The organism is Peptoniphilus asaccharolyticus DSM 20463 (assembly GCF_900176115.1).
Lineage (GTDB): Bacteria > Bacillota > Clostridia > Tissierellales > Peptoniphilaceae > Peptoniphilus > Peptoniphilus asaccharolyticus.
In genome coordinates, this window is the sequence record NZ_FWWR01000009.1 from 790,717 (window position 1) to 804,776 (window position 14,060).

24 protein-coding genes are annotated in these 14,060 nt (G+C 27.1%); all 24 read right to left on the reverse strand.

The features are described 5' to 3' along the window. Nucleotides 1–60: 60 nt before the first annotated feature. Nucleotides 61–465 (reverse strand): dUTP diphosphatase, encoded by a 405-nt coding sequence (locus tag B8869_RS04545; protein ID WP_084230527.1) that lies wholly within the window; start codon nt 463–465, stop codon nt 61–63. Then, complete coding sequence (locus B8869_RS04550; RefSeq protein ID WP_084230528.1) at nt 455–661, reverse strand: hypothetical protein; 207 nt, start codon at nt 659–661, stop codon at nt 455–457. The genes B8869_RS04545 and B8869_RS04550 overlap by 11 nt, the downstream gene beginning before the upstream one ends. Next, entirely contained in the window at nt 645–848 is a 204-nt protein-coding gene (locus B8869_RS04555; RefSeq protein ID WP_084230529.1) for a hypothetical protein, read from the reverse strand. The genes B8869_RS04550 and B8869_RS04555 overlap by 17 nt, the downstream gene beginning before the upstream one ends. Before the next feature lie 174 nt (nt 849–1,022). After that, nucleotides 1,023–1,214 (reverse strand): hypothetical protein, encoded by a 192-nt coding sequence (locus B8869_RS04565; protein WP_084230531.1) that lies wholly within the window; start codon nt 1,212–1,214, stop codon nt 1,023–1,025. Further along, on the reverse strand, nt 1,192–1,866 hold the full coding sequence (locus B8869_RS04570; RefSeq protein ID WP_084230532.1) for an FAD-dependent thymidylate synthase: 675 nt from the start codon (nt 1,864–1,866) through the stop codon (nt 1,192–1,194). Before B8869_RS04570 ends, B8869_RS04565 begins: the two co-directional genes overlap by 23 nt. A gap of 9 nt (nt 1,867–1,875) precedes the next feature. Further along, complete coding sequence (locus tag B8869_RS04575; protein ID WP_084230533.1) at nt 1,876–2,283, reverse strand: hypothetical protein; 408 nt, start codon at nt 2,281–2,283, stop codon at nt 1,876–1,878. A gap of 13 nt (nt 2,284–2,296) precedes the next feature. Then, nucleotides 2,297–2,896, reverse strand: a complete 600-nt coding sequence (locus B8869_RS04580; protein WP_084230534.1) for a TRM11 family methyltransferase — start codon at nt 2,894–2,896, stop codon at nt 2,297–2,299. Nucleotides 2,897–2,976: 80 nt separating this feature from the next. After that, complete coding sequence (locus tag B8869_RS04585; RefSeq protein WP_144017938.1) at nt 2,977–3,246, reverse strand: nucleotide modification associated domain-containing protein; 270 nt, start codon at nt 3,244–3,246, stop codon at nt 2,977–2,979. Next, a complete protein-coding gene (locus tag B8869_RS04590) occupies nt 3,230–3,526 on the reverse strand; it encodes a hypothetical protein (protein ID WP_159445235.1) in 297 nt (98 codons plus the stop codon). Before B8869_RS04590 ends, B8869_RS04585 begins: the two co-directional genes overlap by 17 nt. After that, nucleotides 3,501–3,731, reverse strand: coding sequence for a helix-turn-helix domain-containing protein (locus B8869_RS04595; RefSeq protein WP_084230536.1), 231 nt, complete (start codon nt 3,729–3,731; stop codon nt 3,501–3,503). The genes B8869_RS04590 and B8869_RS04595 overlap by 26 nt, the downstream gene beginning before the upstream one ends. Then, complete coding sequence (locus B8869_RS04600; RefSeq protein WP_084230537.1) at nt 3,728–5,593, reverse strand: phage/plasmid primase, P4 family; 1,866 nt, start codon at nt 5,591–5,593, stop codon at nt 3,728–3,730. The genes B8869_RS04595 and B8869_RS04600 overlap by 4 nt, the downstream gene beginning before the upstream one ends. Then, nucleotides 5,559–5,723, reverse strand: a complete 165-nt coding sequence (locus B8869_RS11700; protein WP_200805948.1) for a hypothetical protein — start codon at nt 5,721–5,723, stop codon at nt 5,559–5,561. The genes B8869_RS04600 and B8869_RS11700 overlap by 35 nt, the downstream gene beginning before the upstream one ends. After that, complete coding sequence (locus tag B8869_RS04605) at nt 5,720–7,453, reverse strand: hypothetical protein (RefSeq protein ID WP_084230538.1); 1,734 nt, start codon at nt 7,451–7,453, stop codon at nt 5,720–5,722. Before B8869_RS04605 ends, B8869_RS11700 begins: the two co-directional genes overlap by 4 nt. 59 nt (nt 7,454–7,512) lie before the next feature. Beyond that, complete coding sequence (locus tag B8869_RS04610; protein WP_084230539.1) at nt 7,513–7,950, reverse strand: DUF669 domain-containing protein; 438 nt, start codon at nt 7,948–7,950, stop codon at nt 7,513–7,515. Beyond that, nucleotides 7,947–8,225, reverse strand: coding sequence for a hypothetical protein (locus tag B8869_RS04615; protein WP_084230540.1), 279 nt, complete (start codon nt 8,223–8,225; stop codon nt 7,947–7,949). The genes B8869_RS04610 and B8869_RS04615 overlap by 4 nt, the downstream gene beginning before the upstream one ends. After that, nucleotides 8,222–9,658, reverse strand: coding sequence for an AAA family ATPase (locus B8869_RS04620; protein ID WP_159445236.1), 1,437 nt, complete (start codon nt 9,656–9,658; stop codon nt 8,222–8,224). Before B8869_RS04620 ends, B8869_RS04615 begins: the two co-directional genes overlap by 4 nt. Further along, complete coding sequence (locus tag B8869_RS04625) at nt 9,628–9,921, reverse strand: hypothetical protein (protein WP_084230542.1); 294 nt, start codon at nt 9,919–9,921, stop codon at nt 9,628–9,630. Before B8869_RS04625 ends, B8869_RS04620 begins: the two co-directional genes overlap by 31 nt. Further along, a complete protein-coding gene (locus tag B8869_RS04630; RefSeq protein WP_084230543.1) occupies nt 9,914–10,207 on the reverse strand; it encodes a VRR-NUC domain-containing protein in 294 nt (97 codons plus the stop codon). Before B8869_RS04630 ends, B8869_RS04625 begins: the two co-directional genes overlap by 8 nt. After that, the gene (locus tag B8869_RS04635) at nt 10,204–10,470 is read right to left on the reverse strand and encodes a hypothetical protein (protein ID WP_084230544.1); all 267 of its coding nucleotides are present in this window, start codon (nt 10,468–10,470) and stop codon (nt 10,204–10,206) included. The genes B8869_RS04630 and B8869_RS04635 overlap by 4 nt, the downstream gene beginning before the upstream one ends. Before the next feature lie 155 nt (nt 10,471–10,625). Beyond that, complete coding sequence (locus B8869_RS04645) at nt 10,626–11,810, reverse strand: SNF2-related protein (RefSeq protein WP_084230546.1); 1,185 nt, start codon at nt 11,808–11,810, stop codon at nt 10,626–10,628. A gap of 164 nt (nt 11,811–11,974) precedes the next feature. Then, nucleotides 11,975–12,157, reverse strand: a complete 183-nt coding sequence (locus B8869_RS04650) for a helix-turn-helix domain-containing protein (protein ID WP_084230547.1) — start codon at nt 12,155–12,157, stop codon at nt 11,975–11,977. Between the two features lie 42 nt (nt 12,158–12,199). Beyond that, nucleotides 12,200–12,460: a hypothetical protein gene (locus B8869_RS04655; RefSeq protein ID WP_084230548.1), complete on the reverse strand. Its 261-nt coding sequence runs from the start codon at nt 12,458–12,460 to the stop codon at nt 12,200–12,202. Between the two features lie 19 nt (nt 12,461–12,479). Continuing rightward, a complete protein-coding gene (locus B8869_RS04660; RefSeq protein WP_084230549.1) occupies nt 12,480–12,740 on the reverse strand; it encodes a hypothetical protein in 261 nt (86 codons plus the stop codon). Between the two features lie 141 nt (nt 12,741–12,881). Continuing rightward, entirely contained in the window at nt 12,882–14,045 is a 1,164-nt protein-coding gene (locus tag B8869_RS04665; protein WP_084230550.1) for an AAA family ATPase, read from the reverse strand. Nucleotides 14,046–14,060: the final 15 nt, after the last annotated feature.

Consider the following 14,060-nt stretch of genomic DNA (forward strand, 5'->3'; position numbering starts at 1 on the left):
TTTTTTTGTAATTATTTATATCCATTTGAAAATAATTTTTTATCAATCTTCACAAAACCATCACAATCCCGTGCTCCCGAAGGCTCCAGTTCCCCTAGAATTATCCAAATTTTCAGTAAATTCAGCTAAAACTACAGGTAAAATTACCACTTGGCCGATCTTTTTGTTCTTATTAATCATAATTTTTTCATCGCTTTGGTTATGCAAAATCACATGAACTTCTCCTCTATAGCCTGAATCTATTGGTGAAAGTTCTGAAACTAATCCCCTGCTAGATAAACCAGACTTCGGACAAATAAAACCAACATAACCATCAGGAATTTCAAGACCAATTCCAAGAGGGACTTTTAAAGTCTCTCCTGGATTAATAACATAATTATCTAAACTAAAAACATCAGCTCCAGCATCATTATAATGAGCTCTATCAGGTTTAATCCCACCAAAATTTAATAACTTAATCTTCATATTCCACCTCTAAATTTTCAATCCAGCAATAATCATCGTAATTTAATTCATTTTTTAGATTTTCTTTAAAATCTTCAATTCCTCGTTTTATAAAATCATCTTTATTTTCTTTATATTCTCTAAGTTCTTCCTCAGAAGCCTCTTCCATTTGTTTATTTAAATCATGCACAAAATCAAATTTAACTTTCAGTTTCATCTTCTACCTCCACATAATGTTTATCAATTTGTTCCATAATTACATTTAAACCGTATTTAATATCTTTTGCAGTTTCTAAGGGGTCATCACAATCCTTATTAGCTAAATCTACAACGCTATACATAACTTCTTGTAAAATTAAATATATATCTCCTTTATTAAGGATTTTCTTTCTCGTGCGTTTCATCTTCTACCTCTATTCTTAAAAACTTAATTCCATTTCTCGTTCCATCTTGATTATTATATATATTGCAATATACTGCATTAGGGGTCATTCCATACATTCTTGCGAGTTCTGCTGCAGTATCTGAAACACATAAAGGAAGTTCAAATTCGTCAGTCGTTACTCCTAGGTAAAGAATCATTTTTTCAATAATTCCTCAATACAATAATCATTAATAATTGGAATACAATCATCTAAATTTGTTAAAGCTGCTGTATCTCCAGTATGAAACCAAATAAAGGCTTCATGATTTCTAATCTTTTTTATTTTTCCAATCATATTTTTATAAATAATAAGTTGTCCTTCTTTAAAATTCGTATTTTTTACCACAAGACATCTTCCCTTCTTTACAAGGTCCGAAGTGACAAAATGGACCTACTCCATATTGAAATAATTCATATTTACTTAATTCTTTATAAATAAGTTCCATAACATATTGCATCTCTCTAGTATTTCTTGAACAAATTCTTTGATTTATAATATGCTTCCACTCAAAAGGCATTGCGCTAATAATTAAAATATTTCTTAAAGCTTGCGGTGCTAAATAACCAGCATCATCATTATTTGTTCCATTTTTGATTAATTCTTCGTAATTCTTCATTGATTGCTCACAAGATTTTAAATAAGCATCTTTATTAGAAATACCTTCTGGAACTACAAAATCATAATTTCCTGAATAATCAGAATATTGTAAACTTGCGCTCATAAACTTTACTTCGTTTTGGTGTCTAGTAATTTGAGCTAAAAATCTTCTTGAAGCTCCAAAAACTATCACATCAATAGTTCCAAATTTTTGTAAAGTCGGATGAGGTACATCACAAAAAGGTTTTAATGATTTATAGGGTTTATTATACAAATCTATACAATCATCTAAACTTTTAAGCTTTTGACCTCTTTGAGTTAATCTAGCAGTAAAAGCCACCATTTTTTCAATATGGGGGATCGCTTCTGGATTTAAAATTTTCACGCTAATATTTTCCATACTTCCTCCTCATTTTTTTGCTATAGGGATATTATATTTTCCAGCAAGTTTTAAATAATCATCTTTTATTAAATTTATGTTATCTTTAATAACCTTTTCTTCAAAATTTTTTAGATTAAAATCATAGTTATTAATAATTAATATTTTAATATCTAGTTCTTTTGCTTTTTCTAATAAATATTGAAACTCATATTCTTTTAATTTTTGAGGTCTATTAAAGATCTTTGGATAAATCATTTCAGATAAAAAACTTCTATCATATATAACATTATCTTTTCTAAGGGATTGATAATAAAAATTTAAATCTCTAGGGTCTTTATTTGTAAAATGAACTAAACTTAAATTAAATTTATCAGCAACTTTTTTAGTTATAGTTGATTTACCAACGCCATCAGCGCCTTCAATTATTATTCTCATATTCATCCTCCTGTTAATTAAACCATTTAATAATTGGATCTTCATAAAATCCTTTTTCCCAAACAAACCAACCATAAGCAATAGCGCTTCCTTTTTCCTTTGAAAAATCTCCATTTTTTGCTGCTACTAACCTACTTGAGCTAACATACAATTTTTTTAAAGGATATTTTTTAAATAATTCTCTTCTTCCTTTAGTTTCTAAAAATTGTAATTTTAAAAATTGAATTAATTTACATTCAGGTCTTAACAAGTTTAAAACATATTCTGTAAATTCATTTGTATGTTTATAAGGTGGATTTGTAACAATATCAAAATCAGTATCAAGAACTAATTTATCTCTACAATATAAATTATTATCTTTTAATTTATATTCTTTAATATCAGATCTAAATCCAAAGCCTCTATCGATTAAATCACTTGATATAACGTGGTGACCGTGATTTAATAAAACTTTTGAAATGTGACCTTCTCCACAAAAAGGTTCTAATACTATAGGTCTTATCTCTTCTAACTCTAAAAGCATTTCAACGGCTTTCGGATCTGTCGCATAATAATCATGTTTAGCTCTTTCTCTATTAGAAACTCCTAAAGTAGTGAAAACCTCATTATTCATATTCAACCTCCTTTTGTAAATACTCAAGCCAATATTCTCTAGAATATTGAGTGTTCTCTACTAAAAAATCTAATAGAGAATTAATATTTTGTGTTATCTTTTGAAAGTTGTTCACGTTTTTCAATCTCCTGTAAAGTCATCATAGAATAATTTGCTAAATCAATTAAAGTGTCCTTAATAGAATCTATATTATTAGTTTTAACTAAGGCTTTTAATCTATTTGACTTATGAAGAATTTGAGTAATTGCACTGATAGGACCTAACTCGTTATAAAGTTCTGTAAAACTGTTTCCATATTGTTTGTTTTTTTCTTCGTAAATTTTTACTAATTTTTCAGCGATTTCTTTCAACTATTTTCACTCCTGTTTCTTCATTTATTGTTTTTATAATATCGTTTAAATCTAAATAGCCTTCAGATATAGAATTATATAATTCAATATAAGCAACTATGAATTTATCAATTCTTTTTTCACCAAAACCAAATTCATCTCGAAGGACCATAATTGGAACCGCCATTGATAATTGACTAGCTCTTTCTATGGTTTCTTTCCTTCCTTTTTCATAGCCTTTTTGGATATAATTTTCTATATCTTTAAAAGTTACGTTATACATCGGCGTTTTCTTCGTCATATTCAGTTCCTTCTATTAATTCATAAATATCTACATCTAAGCCTTTACAAATTTGTAAAGCTGTTCTAAGACTAATATTTTTCGCTTCTTTTCCAGTCATGATGGCCGACAATCTCGGTTGGTCTAAATCTATTTTTTCGAGCAGTCTAGCTTGAATTAGATTTTTTTCTTTCATTAATTTTGTTATTTTTAAATATAGTTTCATTTTCTTATAAACGTTTTAAAAACCTTTCCTCCTATCTTTTTGTTAACAATATCTAAATCTAAATTAGTTTTTATATATTGACTAAGTTTTGTATGGCCTACTGGATTATTTCCATTCATAAGACAAAATTCTTTATAAGCTTTATAAACATCTTTTGTAGATTTATTTTCAGGATTTACTTCTTCTAAAAATTCAATCATAGGGTTATTGATAATTTCATATTCTCTAAGTTCTTTTTCAATTTTTTCTGAAATAGTAAAACCATTAGTTAAAACTCTCTGTAAACCTTCTAAACCTAATTTAATTAAATATTCAATGCTAGATTCTTTTCTCAGTTTATATTTAATAAAAGGATCAAAATCAGGGTCTGACTTTGAAAATCTCGCATTAAAAGGAATTATAATTAACCTATTCATTATGGCCGACGAATCTTGGCCTGAACCAATTCTTGGAATATTATTTGCAGAGAAAATTAATTTAGAATAATTGTTAAAATCAAAAGGGTCTTGGCCTTTTCTTTCAACGTTTAACCTATCTCCTGAAACTAATTTTTTAAATATTGCAGTATCAGGAATATAAGAATCTCCTATATCATCTCCAATATTTGCAAGTTTTCCAAAAAGTTCTGCTGTCTTAAATCGTTGGTCTAATTCCTTTAAATCTAAAGAACTAATATTAGAATCTCCTAAAATATAGGCTATTAAATCTAAAAATGTAGATTTACCGTTTTGAGTTCCTCCAATTAGAACAAAAGCTTTCCTAAGTTCATTTCTTCTAAAAAAGCAATAACCAATCATTTCTTCTAATAAGGCTCTTATTTCTTTATCTCCACAAGCTAATTTATTAAGGGTTTTATCCGTAAGTTCGTTATAAGCTTCAGAATCATAATTCCAATCAATTAAGTTAGTAATAATATAATCAGGACTAAATTCTAAAAGCTCGTTTGAAGTTATATCGAAAATTCCATTTTTAAAAGCAATTAAATTTTCATCGTGGCTTTCTTTAGATTCAGCAAGTAAATTTATATATTTTAAAGTCTCGCTTCTTCTTGCAGAACTAAGTCTTGGAATATGCTCAATCATTTTTTTCTCAATATAATCATCATTATTAAAATAAACTCCATTATGATAAACATGTAATTGATTGTTTAACTTAATTACATAATCATTTGCTATTAGAAATTTTGCAAAATCATCGAATAAAAAAGTCTTGTTATTAAAGAAAATTTCCTTTGAGAAGGCTTCATCTCTTAAAATAGTTTCTAATTCATCTACAGTTAGAGGTTCTTTTAAAATATAATCGTTAATTAACCTTATAACTTCTCTTGCTTCTTCTTTATTAAATCCATTAGTTTGTAAAGGCAAAATATAACCAAATAGAGATTGATTTCTACCTTCTCCAGCTCCGAGATTTAAAAAATCCATGTTTGAATTTATTGGAATTAACCACTTTGGAAGTTCATCTAAACTTTCAGGATTTTCTAAAATTTTTCTTTCAAGTCCGTCATTTTTTAAAACTCCATAGCAATTCGTAAATCCTGATTTAATATCAGCTTTTAAACCGATTGCTAAATTTGAGTGCGTAAAACATTTTTTAACTTCTGTATTTTTAAAATAAAAGTGTTTACCTCTTGAAGTTTCTAATATTAAACTTTTTATTTTTAAATCTTTAAGAATCTTATATAAAATATCAGCTTGTTCTTTATCGTCAATATCAATAAGAATGGTATTTTTTGCTAAAACTCCAGCATAACCATTTAAATTTTTAACTTCATTTAGATTTTTTAAATTTTTAACATTTTTAAAGGATTCTACGGCTTTTTTATCCTTAACTTCTATAAATCCTTTGAAAATGTTTATCATATTTGTAGGCCTCCCTTTTTCTTCTGTCATTTTCTTTATCCTTTAACTTTCTAAATTCTTTATATTGTTTACATTTTGAGTGGCAACCAACTTCTCTATAATCACATTTTTCACAAGGAACCTTAATCAAGCGACCACTCCAAAAAGTTGAAGTCTGTGTTTTGCTAAATTTATATACCAATTTTTGTCCAATTTTTTTGGAACTAGTTTATCATTCACATCTTCGTTATCTAAAAAACATCTTTCGGGTGAATCAGTTATTTTTCCATAAGCTCCTGTTCTTGCCGATTTTTGAAAAATTCCTCCATCATGAATAGATTTTGAAGCGAAAATCCTAACACATTTTTCATTTAGAATTTTGTTATCATAAAGAATATGCTCGAATTTATTAGTAATTTTTCTAATCATTTGAAATTCTTTTAACTTATTTTCAGACCAAATAGTTTCTTCTACTGGTATTTTTTTAACTAAATAATTAACTATTGCCTTATTAATAATTGGTAAATCATTATCTAAAGCATTTAATTGTTTAACAAATCCACCTTTTGTTTTGTAACCATCTTCTGAAATGAAAATATAATTATTTACATCTTTTTGGTAAATTTCCTTGAAAAAATCAAATTCAAGTTCCAGGTTTGTTCTTTTTTGCCACTCATCAGCAACTTCTTTTACTTTAGAAAAATCTTCATATTTTACCAAAATACCATCAGTATTTGATTGAATAATTTCACAATAAGGCTCTAAGTGTTCTATTAAATCAACTAGAAATAGTTGTCCGTGAATACAAACATTATTTGCCATTCTTGGGTCAAACAATCCATTATATTTATCTTTCATGGCTCCATAAGTTGAATTACATGTTAACTTATAAGCTTCACGTTCTGCTTTTCTACCTGCTGCTTTTAAGTCTAAATTCTTTTGGTAAACTTCTTTAAAGTTTTCTGGTTTAGGAACCGACCTTGAAAGTAAATCATATTCGATCATTAAACTTGGATATAAGCTTGTAACGTCCATTAAAACGAAATTTCCAACTCCGTGATATTTATCAATTGCTCCATGGATTCCTCCATAACCTAAAACGTGAGGTACATTTGCAATATTAATATCAAGTTGATTTTTTTCTTTTAAAGTTTTTCCCGATTTTCCCTCTACGTTTTTTGTATAACATAAATTTTCTGGGTTTAAATACCAATCAATACATTCTTTATATTTTTTAATTTTTAGATTTTTGGGAATTATTAAATCAAATTCATCATCATAATCTTTTTTTCGAGCCTTTAAAATCATAGTTGATAATTGAGTTTTAGTTTTATTTAATAAACTTAAATCTAAAACTCCATTATTTGCTATAGTTGCTAAATCTAAGTGACTACTAAAAGACTTTTTTCTTTTTAGAAAAACTTCCATTGTTTGTTCAACGTCCCAAGTACAATATTCAATAGTCTCTTGAATCTCATCTTCGGTTAATTTTCTTTTAATATCAAAAGGAACCGATGATTCTTTAATGTTATTTCCCATAAAACCTTCAATCGTTTTAAGGCTTGGGTCATTTCTTTCTTTTAAGTCGTAATTATAAAAGGTTACTTTTCTAAATTCAGGTGAAATTTCCCAACCTTTTTTATTATTAATAATTATTTCATCATTAATAATTTTTGGATTCATTCCAAGTAAAATCCCTTTTAAAATGTATTGGTCATAATGTTTTGAGTTCCAACCAATGAAAATCTCATTTTTATTTTTGGTACAAAATTTTTCTAACTCCTCAGGATTGTTTACTATAATTTTCTTTTCCTTTTCGATCGGATTTATAAAAACTACAAGCCAATCATATTGAAAAACTTCGAAGTCATAAAAAATCATATTTACCTCCTTTATAGAGGGCATCAATTAATACCCTCTATGTTATTAATTATAACCTTTTAGACCTCAAAAATATCTAGAACTTCAAAAGTAGAAAATCCTTTCTTTTCGCCGTATCTAATAGCATATTCAAATTTTCCATCGATTTCTTCGTAAATATCCATGATTAAATTTGCGTATTGGCTATAAGTTTCAAATTCAATATTTTTATTAGGGTATAGAGCTCTTAAAATTTTATTAGCAAGGCCAATTTGGAAAGGTTGATTTATAACTTGGTTCATAAATAGTAAATTATTATTATAATCACCTGCTATAATTCTAAACCAAATACTGACCATTGGATTTCCACTTTTAGAAATTTTAAGTTCCATGTTATCTACTTTAACTTCATAATCCCCAAGAGGTACTTCTGCATATTCAGAATTCTCTGCATCTTCGATTTGTTTTTGTATATCTTTATCAATTTCTTTATCAAATTTTTCCCAAATGTTACTCATATTAATTCCTCCATAATCGCTATTAAATCTTCTAATTTTTTTGTATCTACTTCATTATTATTTACATATTGTTCCATTTTACCTAAAACATTATCTTCAAGATATTTTTCATTTATATAATCACAAACAAGTTCTGCAAGTTCTTCTTCGTGTTCAGTCATATAATAGTTAGTAAAACAATCTTTTAAATAATCATTTGCATTTGTAAAACCTTGTCTATTTTTTATTGTTAAATAATAAGCTGCGGTTTTTTCTAAAAATTTTTCTAATTTCATTTGTAAACCTCCTCAAATTTTTCATAATCTAGTTCAATTTCTTTGGTTCTAAGTTTTAAACGACCTCCACCAAAAACTACTTCATCAGCCTTAAAAGATAAAATTCTTTGTTTTTCATCAACATAAACTCTTGCCACTATATCAACCATTCCAGCAATTTTATTTGCCACCTTATCATTTAAATTAGGTTTAATTGTCGTTACCTTATCTCCGGTTCTTTTAGTAATATCCTTTGAAGAATCTTCATGCGAAATTAAAATAATATTTTCATAATCTAGATTCATAAGTCTTTTAATAGTGGATAAAAATTCAATCCTAACTTTGTCCCAAGCTCTAAAAGAATCATCTGATTCGTGAGTAATTCCAAGTTGGTCATACATATACAACCTGCAATATTCGTACAAGTCTTCTAAAAGGTCAACTATAATAGTTTTAAATGAATTTTCCTTTTTTTCTAGTTCATCTACTGCTTCCTTAAAAACTTGCCAAGCAAATTTTCTATGCGTTAATCTTCCCGTTACAGAAACCTCATCTCTAATTGGAATAAACGGCGCATCTACAAACTTAATATTTCCATCAGTATTTAGCATCAATGGATCAGGAAATTTATTAGCAAATGTAGTTTTTCCACTGAATGGCTTTCCATATAACCAAATAGTTTTTTTAGTAACTTCGTTTAAGTCCCTTCTCTTATTTTCTGGCAAAATCATTAAATCATCTCCTTTGTAACAATAATTTTTATATTCACAAAAATCGCAAAACTTATTGGGATTTCTGGGAAAATCTTTTGGTAAAGTTTTTGTAATTTCCATAAATTCCTTAACTTTTTCTGGATTATATGGAACCTCAACTTTTTTTATCTCAAGCTCTTTTAAGGTGTCTCTTAACCTATTTCTAAATTGTTCTAGAGTTTCAGACTTTTTTTGTCTTATAAAAGTTTTCGGAAAAAATAAGTAATATAATTTGTTTATTTTTTTACCAGTTATTTTTTCATAAAAATATTTGTAAACATGTAATTGGCCTGAATCTAAATAATTATCAATGTTATTTGAATATTTAAAATCATATAAATTATTATCTAAATCCATAAAATCTATATAACCTTTATAAAAACTATTTTCTATAAGAATTTCATGTTCTCCAATTGGTAAATTTAATTTAGTAGTTAAATATTCAATTTTAATTAATTCATTTTCAATTGAATCATTTGTTATATAAAAATTTTTATAAAGTTCTTTTTTAGCAATTTCAAAATTAGTTTCTATTGATTTATGAAGGCAAGTTCCAAGATATAGAGGATTATTAAAATCCTGATTTGGAATGGTTTCTAGTTTGTCAATATATCTTAATTTAAATTTATAAGGACATTGTTTTAAAAGTTCAGCTCTAGAGTAAGACCATTTCATCCTAAACTTCTCTTGATTTCGTTCCAATCAAGAACTCCACCTAATAAAACACTTCTTAATTTTTCAAATTCTTCTGATAAACCAATAAAACCGCCATCTAATTCTCCATGTAAATTAAAATAGCAATCTTTTTCAGATTCAGAAGAATTTAAATTATTAAAAATCCAATCCGAATCTTCTAAAGTTGACAAGCCATTAATCACATCTTCAAAAGCTTTTAAAATATGTTTAACTTCGTCTACATTGTCTTCATCTACATTTGACCATTCAGCCCATAATAAATTATTCATTATTTAACCTCCTTATTAGTTCTTTTAATCGATCAAAATCTTTTGGATAAACAACCATTGCCATACCACCTGCTTTTTTAATTTGTTCAATATTATATTTTTGTAGGTCTGAAACTATACCATTATCGGCTTTAATTTCTAAACCTAAAAAATAACCATTACAACAAACCAACAAATCAGGAACTCCGGATTCAGTAAAGTAACCTCCTCCCCAGTATTTTATAAAATAGCAATTATTATCCTTTAAAAAACCTTTTATTTTATTTTCAAAGGTTTTTTCTTTCATTTAATTTTTACCTTTACATAAGCTTTTCTTGAAACTTCTTTTGGATAAACATCTAAAAGCTCATTATATAATTCAGGTTCTTTATTTTTAACTTTAGTCATATCTAGAGTTTTATAAGAACTTTCTGGAATAATAGAAACCTTTATGTGGTCATCTTCTAATTCTAAATTATCAACGTTATTTAATATTTCTTCGTTAATAGCTTTTAATTCAGCCTCAATTTCTTTTTTCTTTATCGTTAATTCATATAATCTTTCTAGCATTTTTAAATTTAATCCTCCTTGATATTATTAAAACCAATGTTGGAATTAATAAACAAAATATATAAGCAAAAGAACTTAAAATTATTTTGTTATTATTTAAAATTAATGTGAATACATAAGGTATTAAACCTATAGTTAAACCTAAAGTAAACCAATTAAGATATATCTTTTTTAAATAGTTCATTTGTATAATTTCTCCTTTGTTTTAAATTTTCATAAATTTTTTCTTCTATTGAATTTTTTGTAATTAATAAATAATAGAAACAATGTTTATCTTGACCAACTCTATGAATTCTCTTTTTTGATTGTTCAAATAATTCACTTGATTCAGTTGGGCTAAAATATATAATTTTATTAGCTTTTTGAAGATTTAATCCCATAGCTCCAGCCTGGTATTGGATAAAAGTTATCGAATCCTCATAATTTTCATAAGCTTCCAAATCTTCAATATCTCCATTTACATAAGAAATATGGTCTCTTGAACAATGTTCTTTTAATAAATTTAATTCTTCTTTAAAGTTATAGAAAACTATTAACCGATCGTTTGTAGAATCCACTAAATCCTTAAAAGCATCAAGTTTATTTTTATTAAATAATCCGGCCATCATTCTAAGATATAATCTAAAAGTTAGAATCCTACTTCCAATAAAATCTTTATTATTTATAGAAATAATTTTAGATTTCTTAAATTTTTTATATTCCGGATTTAACTCGCACGAAATATTAATAAAATTTTGGTCTGGTAAATTTAAAACTTCTTCAGTTTTTAAAAATACGGCTCCATTATCTCTAAATTTTTGCTTTAACCGATCGACGTTTTTATAACCATCTACAATTTTTATTGGTAAACCTTCAACTTGAATTTCTTTAAATTTTATAAATTGTTTCGCATAAACTCTTTTTGAAATGTTCCAACCTATTAGTTGAGCTTGACTCCACAAGTTTTCATATTTTCCAGAAACTGGTGTACCTGATAATAAAATATTATTTTTAGATTTTAACTTTAAAATGAATTCGGTTCTTTTAGCTTTATCATTTTGAATTTGTGAAGATTCATCTAATAAAAGGGTAAAATCTTTTAACTTTAAAAGTTCTGGCCTTCTAAAAATCAAATCATAATTTATAATCCCAATTAAGTTTTGGTTATACTTTGGAAAATTTATAAATTGATCAAATTCTTGTTTATTAGTTAAATTAAAAATCACATTTCCAACTCCATAAAATTCGCAAAAATGGTGATACCAATCATTAATTTTTGATTTTTGACAAACTACTAAATTGATTTTTTCACCCAGTTGGATTAATTTTTCAGAACCGACAAAAGTTTTACCAAGTCCCATGGCTTGCTAATCCAAGTAATAAGCTACATTATTAAATATTTTTGTTTTGTCTAAAATCTTTTCTTGATATTCAAAAAGCTTAATACTTGACATTTTAATCAACTCCTTTCCAGTTAAATCCGTAAATAATACTAGTTATGGTTGAAGTTGCCACATTATATCCTTTAATTGGTTTCATCATTACTCCCTTCAATTTTTTTAATATAGTTAATAAACGCATCTTCAGAAATTTTTATTCTTCCTAAACCTTTAATTGCTGGAAGTTCACCCGAATTAATTAATTCATAAACGGCGTTTTTATTTACTTTTAAAATTTCTGCAATTTCTGCTACTGTATAAAGCTTCATTAATTAATCACCTCCTTTCTCATATGTTATAAATAATAACCTTTAGAATAAATAAGTATTCACTTGGTTAGTCAAATCTTCAACACAATTCATAAATTCTTGGTTGTCTTCATTTTCCCAGTCATAGGAATCATCTTGTACATCATAATCAAACGCACTGCTGAAACTCATGTCTGCTTTATTGATGCCATCTATGATTTCAGTTCCATTTAAGTGGATCCAATAAGTGTATTGTCCGTTGTCAAATTCTAAACTTTCGTTTTCTTGAAGGGCGGCCATGATTTCGTTTAAAGTTTTTTTCATTTTTTTAATCTCCTTTGTGTTAAATATTTAATTTTGCTTTTACGTCATACATCTTATGATTTAATTCCAAAGTTTTTTCAAGTGAAACTCCGCTTGTCATTTTATTCAGAATTATTGATAACGTGTTATAATTACATAATCTTTCCATATCTTCAACATAAATTCCAATTTCATCTTTTTTAATATTTTTATCAAGTTTTAGTAGTCTTTCATCATTTAATCCATTGTTTCTTAGTGAATCATAATTTTTCATTTTGTTTAAATAATGTTTGTTTTTCATTTTTAATCTCCTTTGTGTTATAAATAATAACCTAGAGGGTGGCCTCATTGCCACCTCTCTTTAATCTATATATATTATACTTTATTTTTTCTAACTTGTACATAGTTTTTTGTTATTTTTTATAACTTTTTGCATAAATTTTTACAGGGCTTTCGCATATTTTGATTCATCATTAATATTATTTTTTATCATTTGCACATCATCCACATTGAGAGATTTAATTAAACTCATCTTTAAGATTTCCTTTATCTCAAATAAACCTTCTAATTTTTTGATTCTCTCGATTGTCCTATAAGAACAAATACAGTAAATTCCCGCATCCTCTGTAGTGCTTCTAAAAGCTCGAATAAAATGAAGCAACTCTTCATCTCCTTGAGCAAGATATTCTTCAATGCGTGGACTATAATCAATATGCACTAAAGCGAACCTGTCCAATGAAGCTTCATCTAGTTGGAACCTTCCTACATATTCATTGGTGGCACCGGTTCCCATAGTGTTTCCAGCTGCAATCACTCTAAAATCTTCATGGGCTTCGATTTTGCCATTTGGAAAATCAAAATACTTATTTGCTAAAGCTGCATTTAAGATAATTAAAACTTCTGGAATTGAAGCATCCATTTCATCTAAGAAGAATAATCCCCCATCTTTAAAAGCTTTATAAAATTGAGTTTCTTGATAATTTCCATTAGCATCTATAAAACCAGTTAATTTATATTCTTGAGTAACTGCATTTGTGAAATAAAATTCTAGTCCTAAGCTATCAGCAACTTGTTTACAAATTACGTTTTTACCAGTACCAGCTGGACCTTCCAAATAAACTGGTATATCAAGATTTACTAGATTTAAAACATCTTCGAATTTTTCATGAGTTACACCTTCGCCTTTAAAAGTTGCTTTTGGTGTTTTAACTTCGAACTTTTGAGGAAGAGTTCCATAAGTTTCTTTTATATGTTCATCAAGCATTGGTTTTGCGATTTCCAAAACTTTATCAGTGGATTGTTCCGCTAAAACCCTGAGCATCATATCCTCAAGAGCAACTCCTAAATTCCTTTCAGGTCTCTTTGGATTTAAAGTAAATGTTAATCGATCGAACTCAATTTCAGCTTCATCTTTTAAATCTAAAAATTCTCCTCTTAAGTTTGTATATAAATATTTGTCTTCGTGACCAGGACTTATACATTTAAAAGATTCAGTAGTTTCATAAGTTCCGTTTTGGTAAATTACATAAAATATTTTTCTTGATTTAATAATATCTTCTGTTTTTGCAACAACTTGAATTTTTTCTCCGGTAGCTAATATGTTCATAAAAATCTCCTTTTT

What these genes read in the sequence shown, in the direction of transcription:
- B8869_RS04545 (WP_084230527.1), bottom strand. Translation starts at nt 465, where the DNA reads ATGAAGATTAAGTTATTAAATTTTGGTGGGATTAAACCTGATAGAGCT.
- B8869_RS04550 (WP_084230528.1), bottom strand. Translation starts at nt 661, where the DNA reads ATGAAACTGAAAGTTAAATTTGATTTTGTGCATGATTTAAATAAACAA.
- B8869_RS04555 (WP_084230529.1), bottom strand. Translation starts at nt 848, where the DNA reads ATGAAACGCACGAGAAAGAAAATCCTTAATAAAGGAGATATATATTTA.
- B8869_RS04570 (WP_084230532.1), bottom strand. Translation starts at nt 1,866, where the DNA reads ATGGAAAATATTAGCGTGAAAATTTTAAATCCAGAAGCGATCCCCCAT.
- B8869_RS04575 (WP_084230533.1), bottom strand. Translation starts at nt 2,283, where the DNA reads ATGAGAATAATAATTGAAGGCGCTGATGGCGTTGGTAAATCAACTATA.
- B8869_RS04580 (WP_084230534.1), bottom strand. Translation starts at nt 2,896, where the DNA reads ATGAATAATGAGGTTTTCACTACTTTAGGAGTTTCTAATAGAGAAAGA.
- B8869_RS04590 (WP_159445235.1), bottom strand. Translation starts at nt 3,526, where the DNA reads ATGACGAAGAAAACGCCGATGTATAACGTAACTTTTAAAGATATAGAA.
- B8869_RS04595 (WP_084230536.1), bottom strand. Translation starts at nt 3,731, where the DNA reads ATGAAACTATATTTAAAAATAACAAAATTAATGAAAGAAAAAAATCTA.
- B8869_RS04600 (WP_084230537.1), bottom strand. Translation starts at nt 5,593, where the DNA reads ATGATAAACATTTTCAAAGGATTTATAGAAGTTAAGGATAAAAAAGCC.
- B8869_RS04605 (WP_084230538.1), bottom strand. Translation starts at nt 7,453, where the DNA reads ATGATTTTTTATGACTTCGAAGTTTTTCAATATGATTGGCTTGTAGTT.
- B8869_RS04610 (WP_084230539.1), bottom strand. Translation starts at nt 7,950, where the DNA reads ATGAGTAACATTTGGGAAAAATTTGATAAAGAAATTGATAAAGATATA.
- B8869_RS04615 (WP_084230540.1), bottom strand. Translation starts at nt 8,225, where the DNA reads ATGAAATTAGAAAAATTTTTAGAAAAAACCGCAGCTTATTATTTAACA.
- B8869_RS04625 (WP_084230542.1), bottom strand. Translation starts at nt 9,921, where the DNA reads ATGAATAATTTATTATGGGCTGAATGGTCAAATGTAGATGAAGACAAT.
- B8869_RS04630 (WP_084230543.1), bottom strand. Translation starts at nt 10,207, where the DNA reads ATGAAAGAAAAAACCTTTGAAAATAAAATAAAAGGTTTTTTAAAGGAT.
- B8869_RS04635 (WP_084230544.1), bottom strand. Translation starts at nt 10,470, where the DNA reads ATGCTAGAAAGATTATATGAATTAACGATAAAGAAAAAAGAAATTGAG.
- B8869_RS04645 (WP_084230546.1), bottom strand. Translation starts at nt 11,810, where the DNA reads ATGGGACTTGGTAAAACTTTTGTCGGTTCTGAAAAATTAATCCAACTG.
- B8869_RS04650 (WP_084230547.1), bottom strand. Translation starts at nt 12,157, where the DNA reads ATGAAGCTTTATACAGTAGCAGAAATTGCAGAAATTTTAAAAGTAAAT.
- B8869_RS04655 (WP_084230548.1), bottom strand. Translation starts at nt 12,460, where the DNA reads ATGAAAAAAACTTTAAACGAAATCATGGCCGCCCTTCAAGAAAACGAA.
- B8869_RS04660 (WP_084230549.1), bottom strand. Translation starts at nt 12,740, where the DNA reads ATGAAAAACAAACATTATTTAAACAAAATGAAAAATTATGATTCACTA.
- B8869_RS04665 (WP_084230550.1), bottom strand. Translation starts at nt 14,045, where the DNA reads ATGAACATATTAGCTACCGGAGAAAAAATTCAAGTTGTTGCAAAAACA.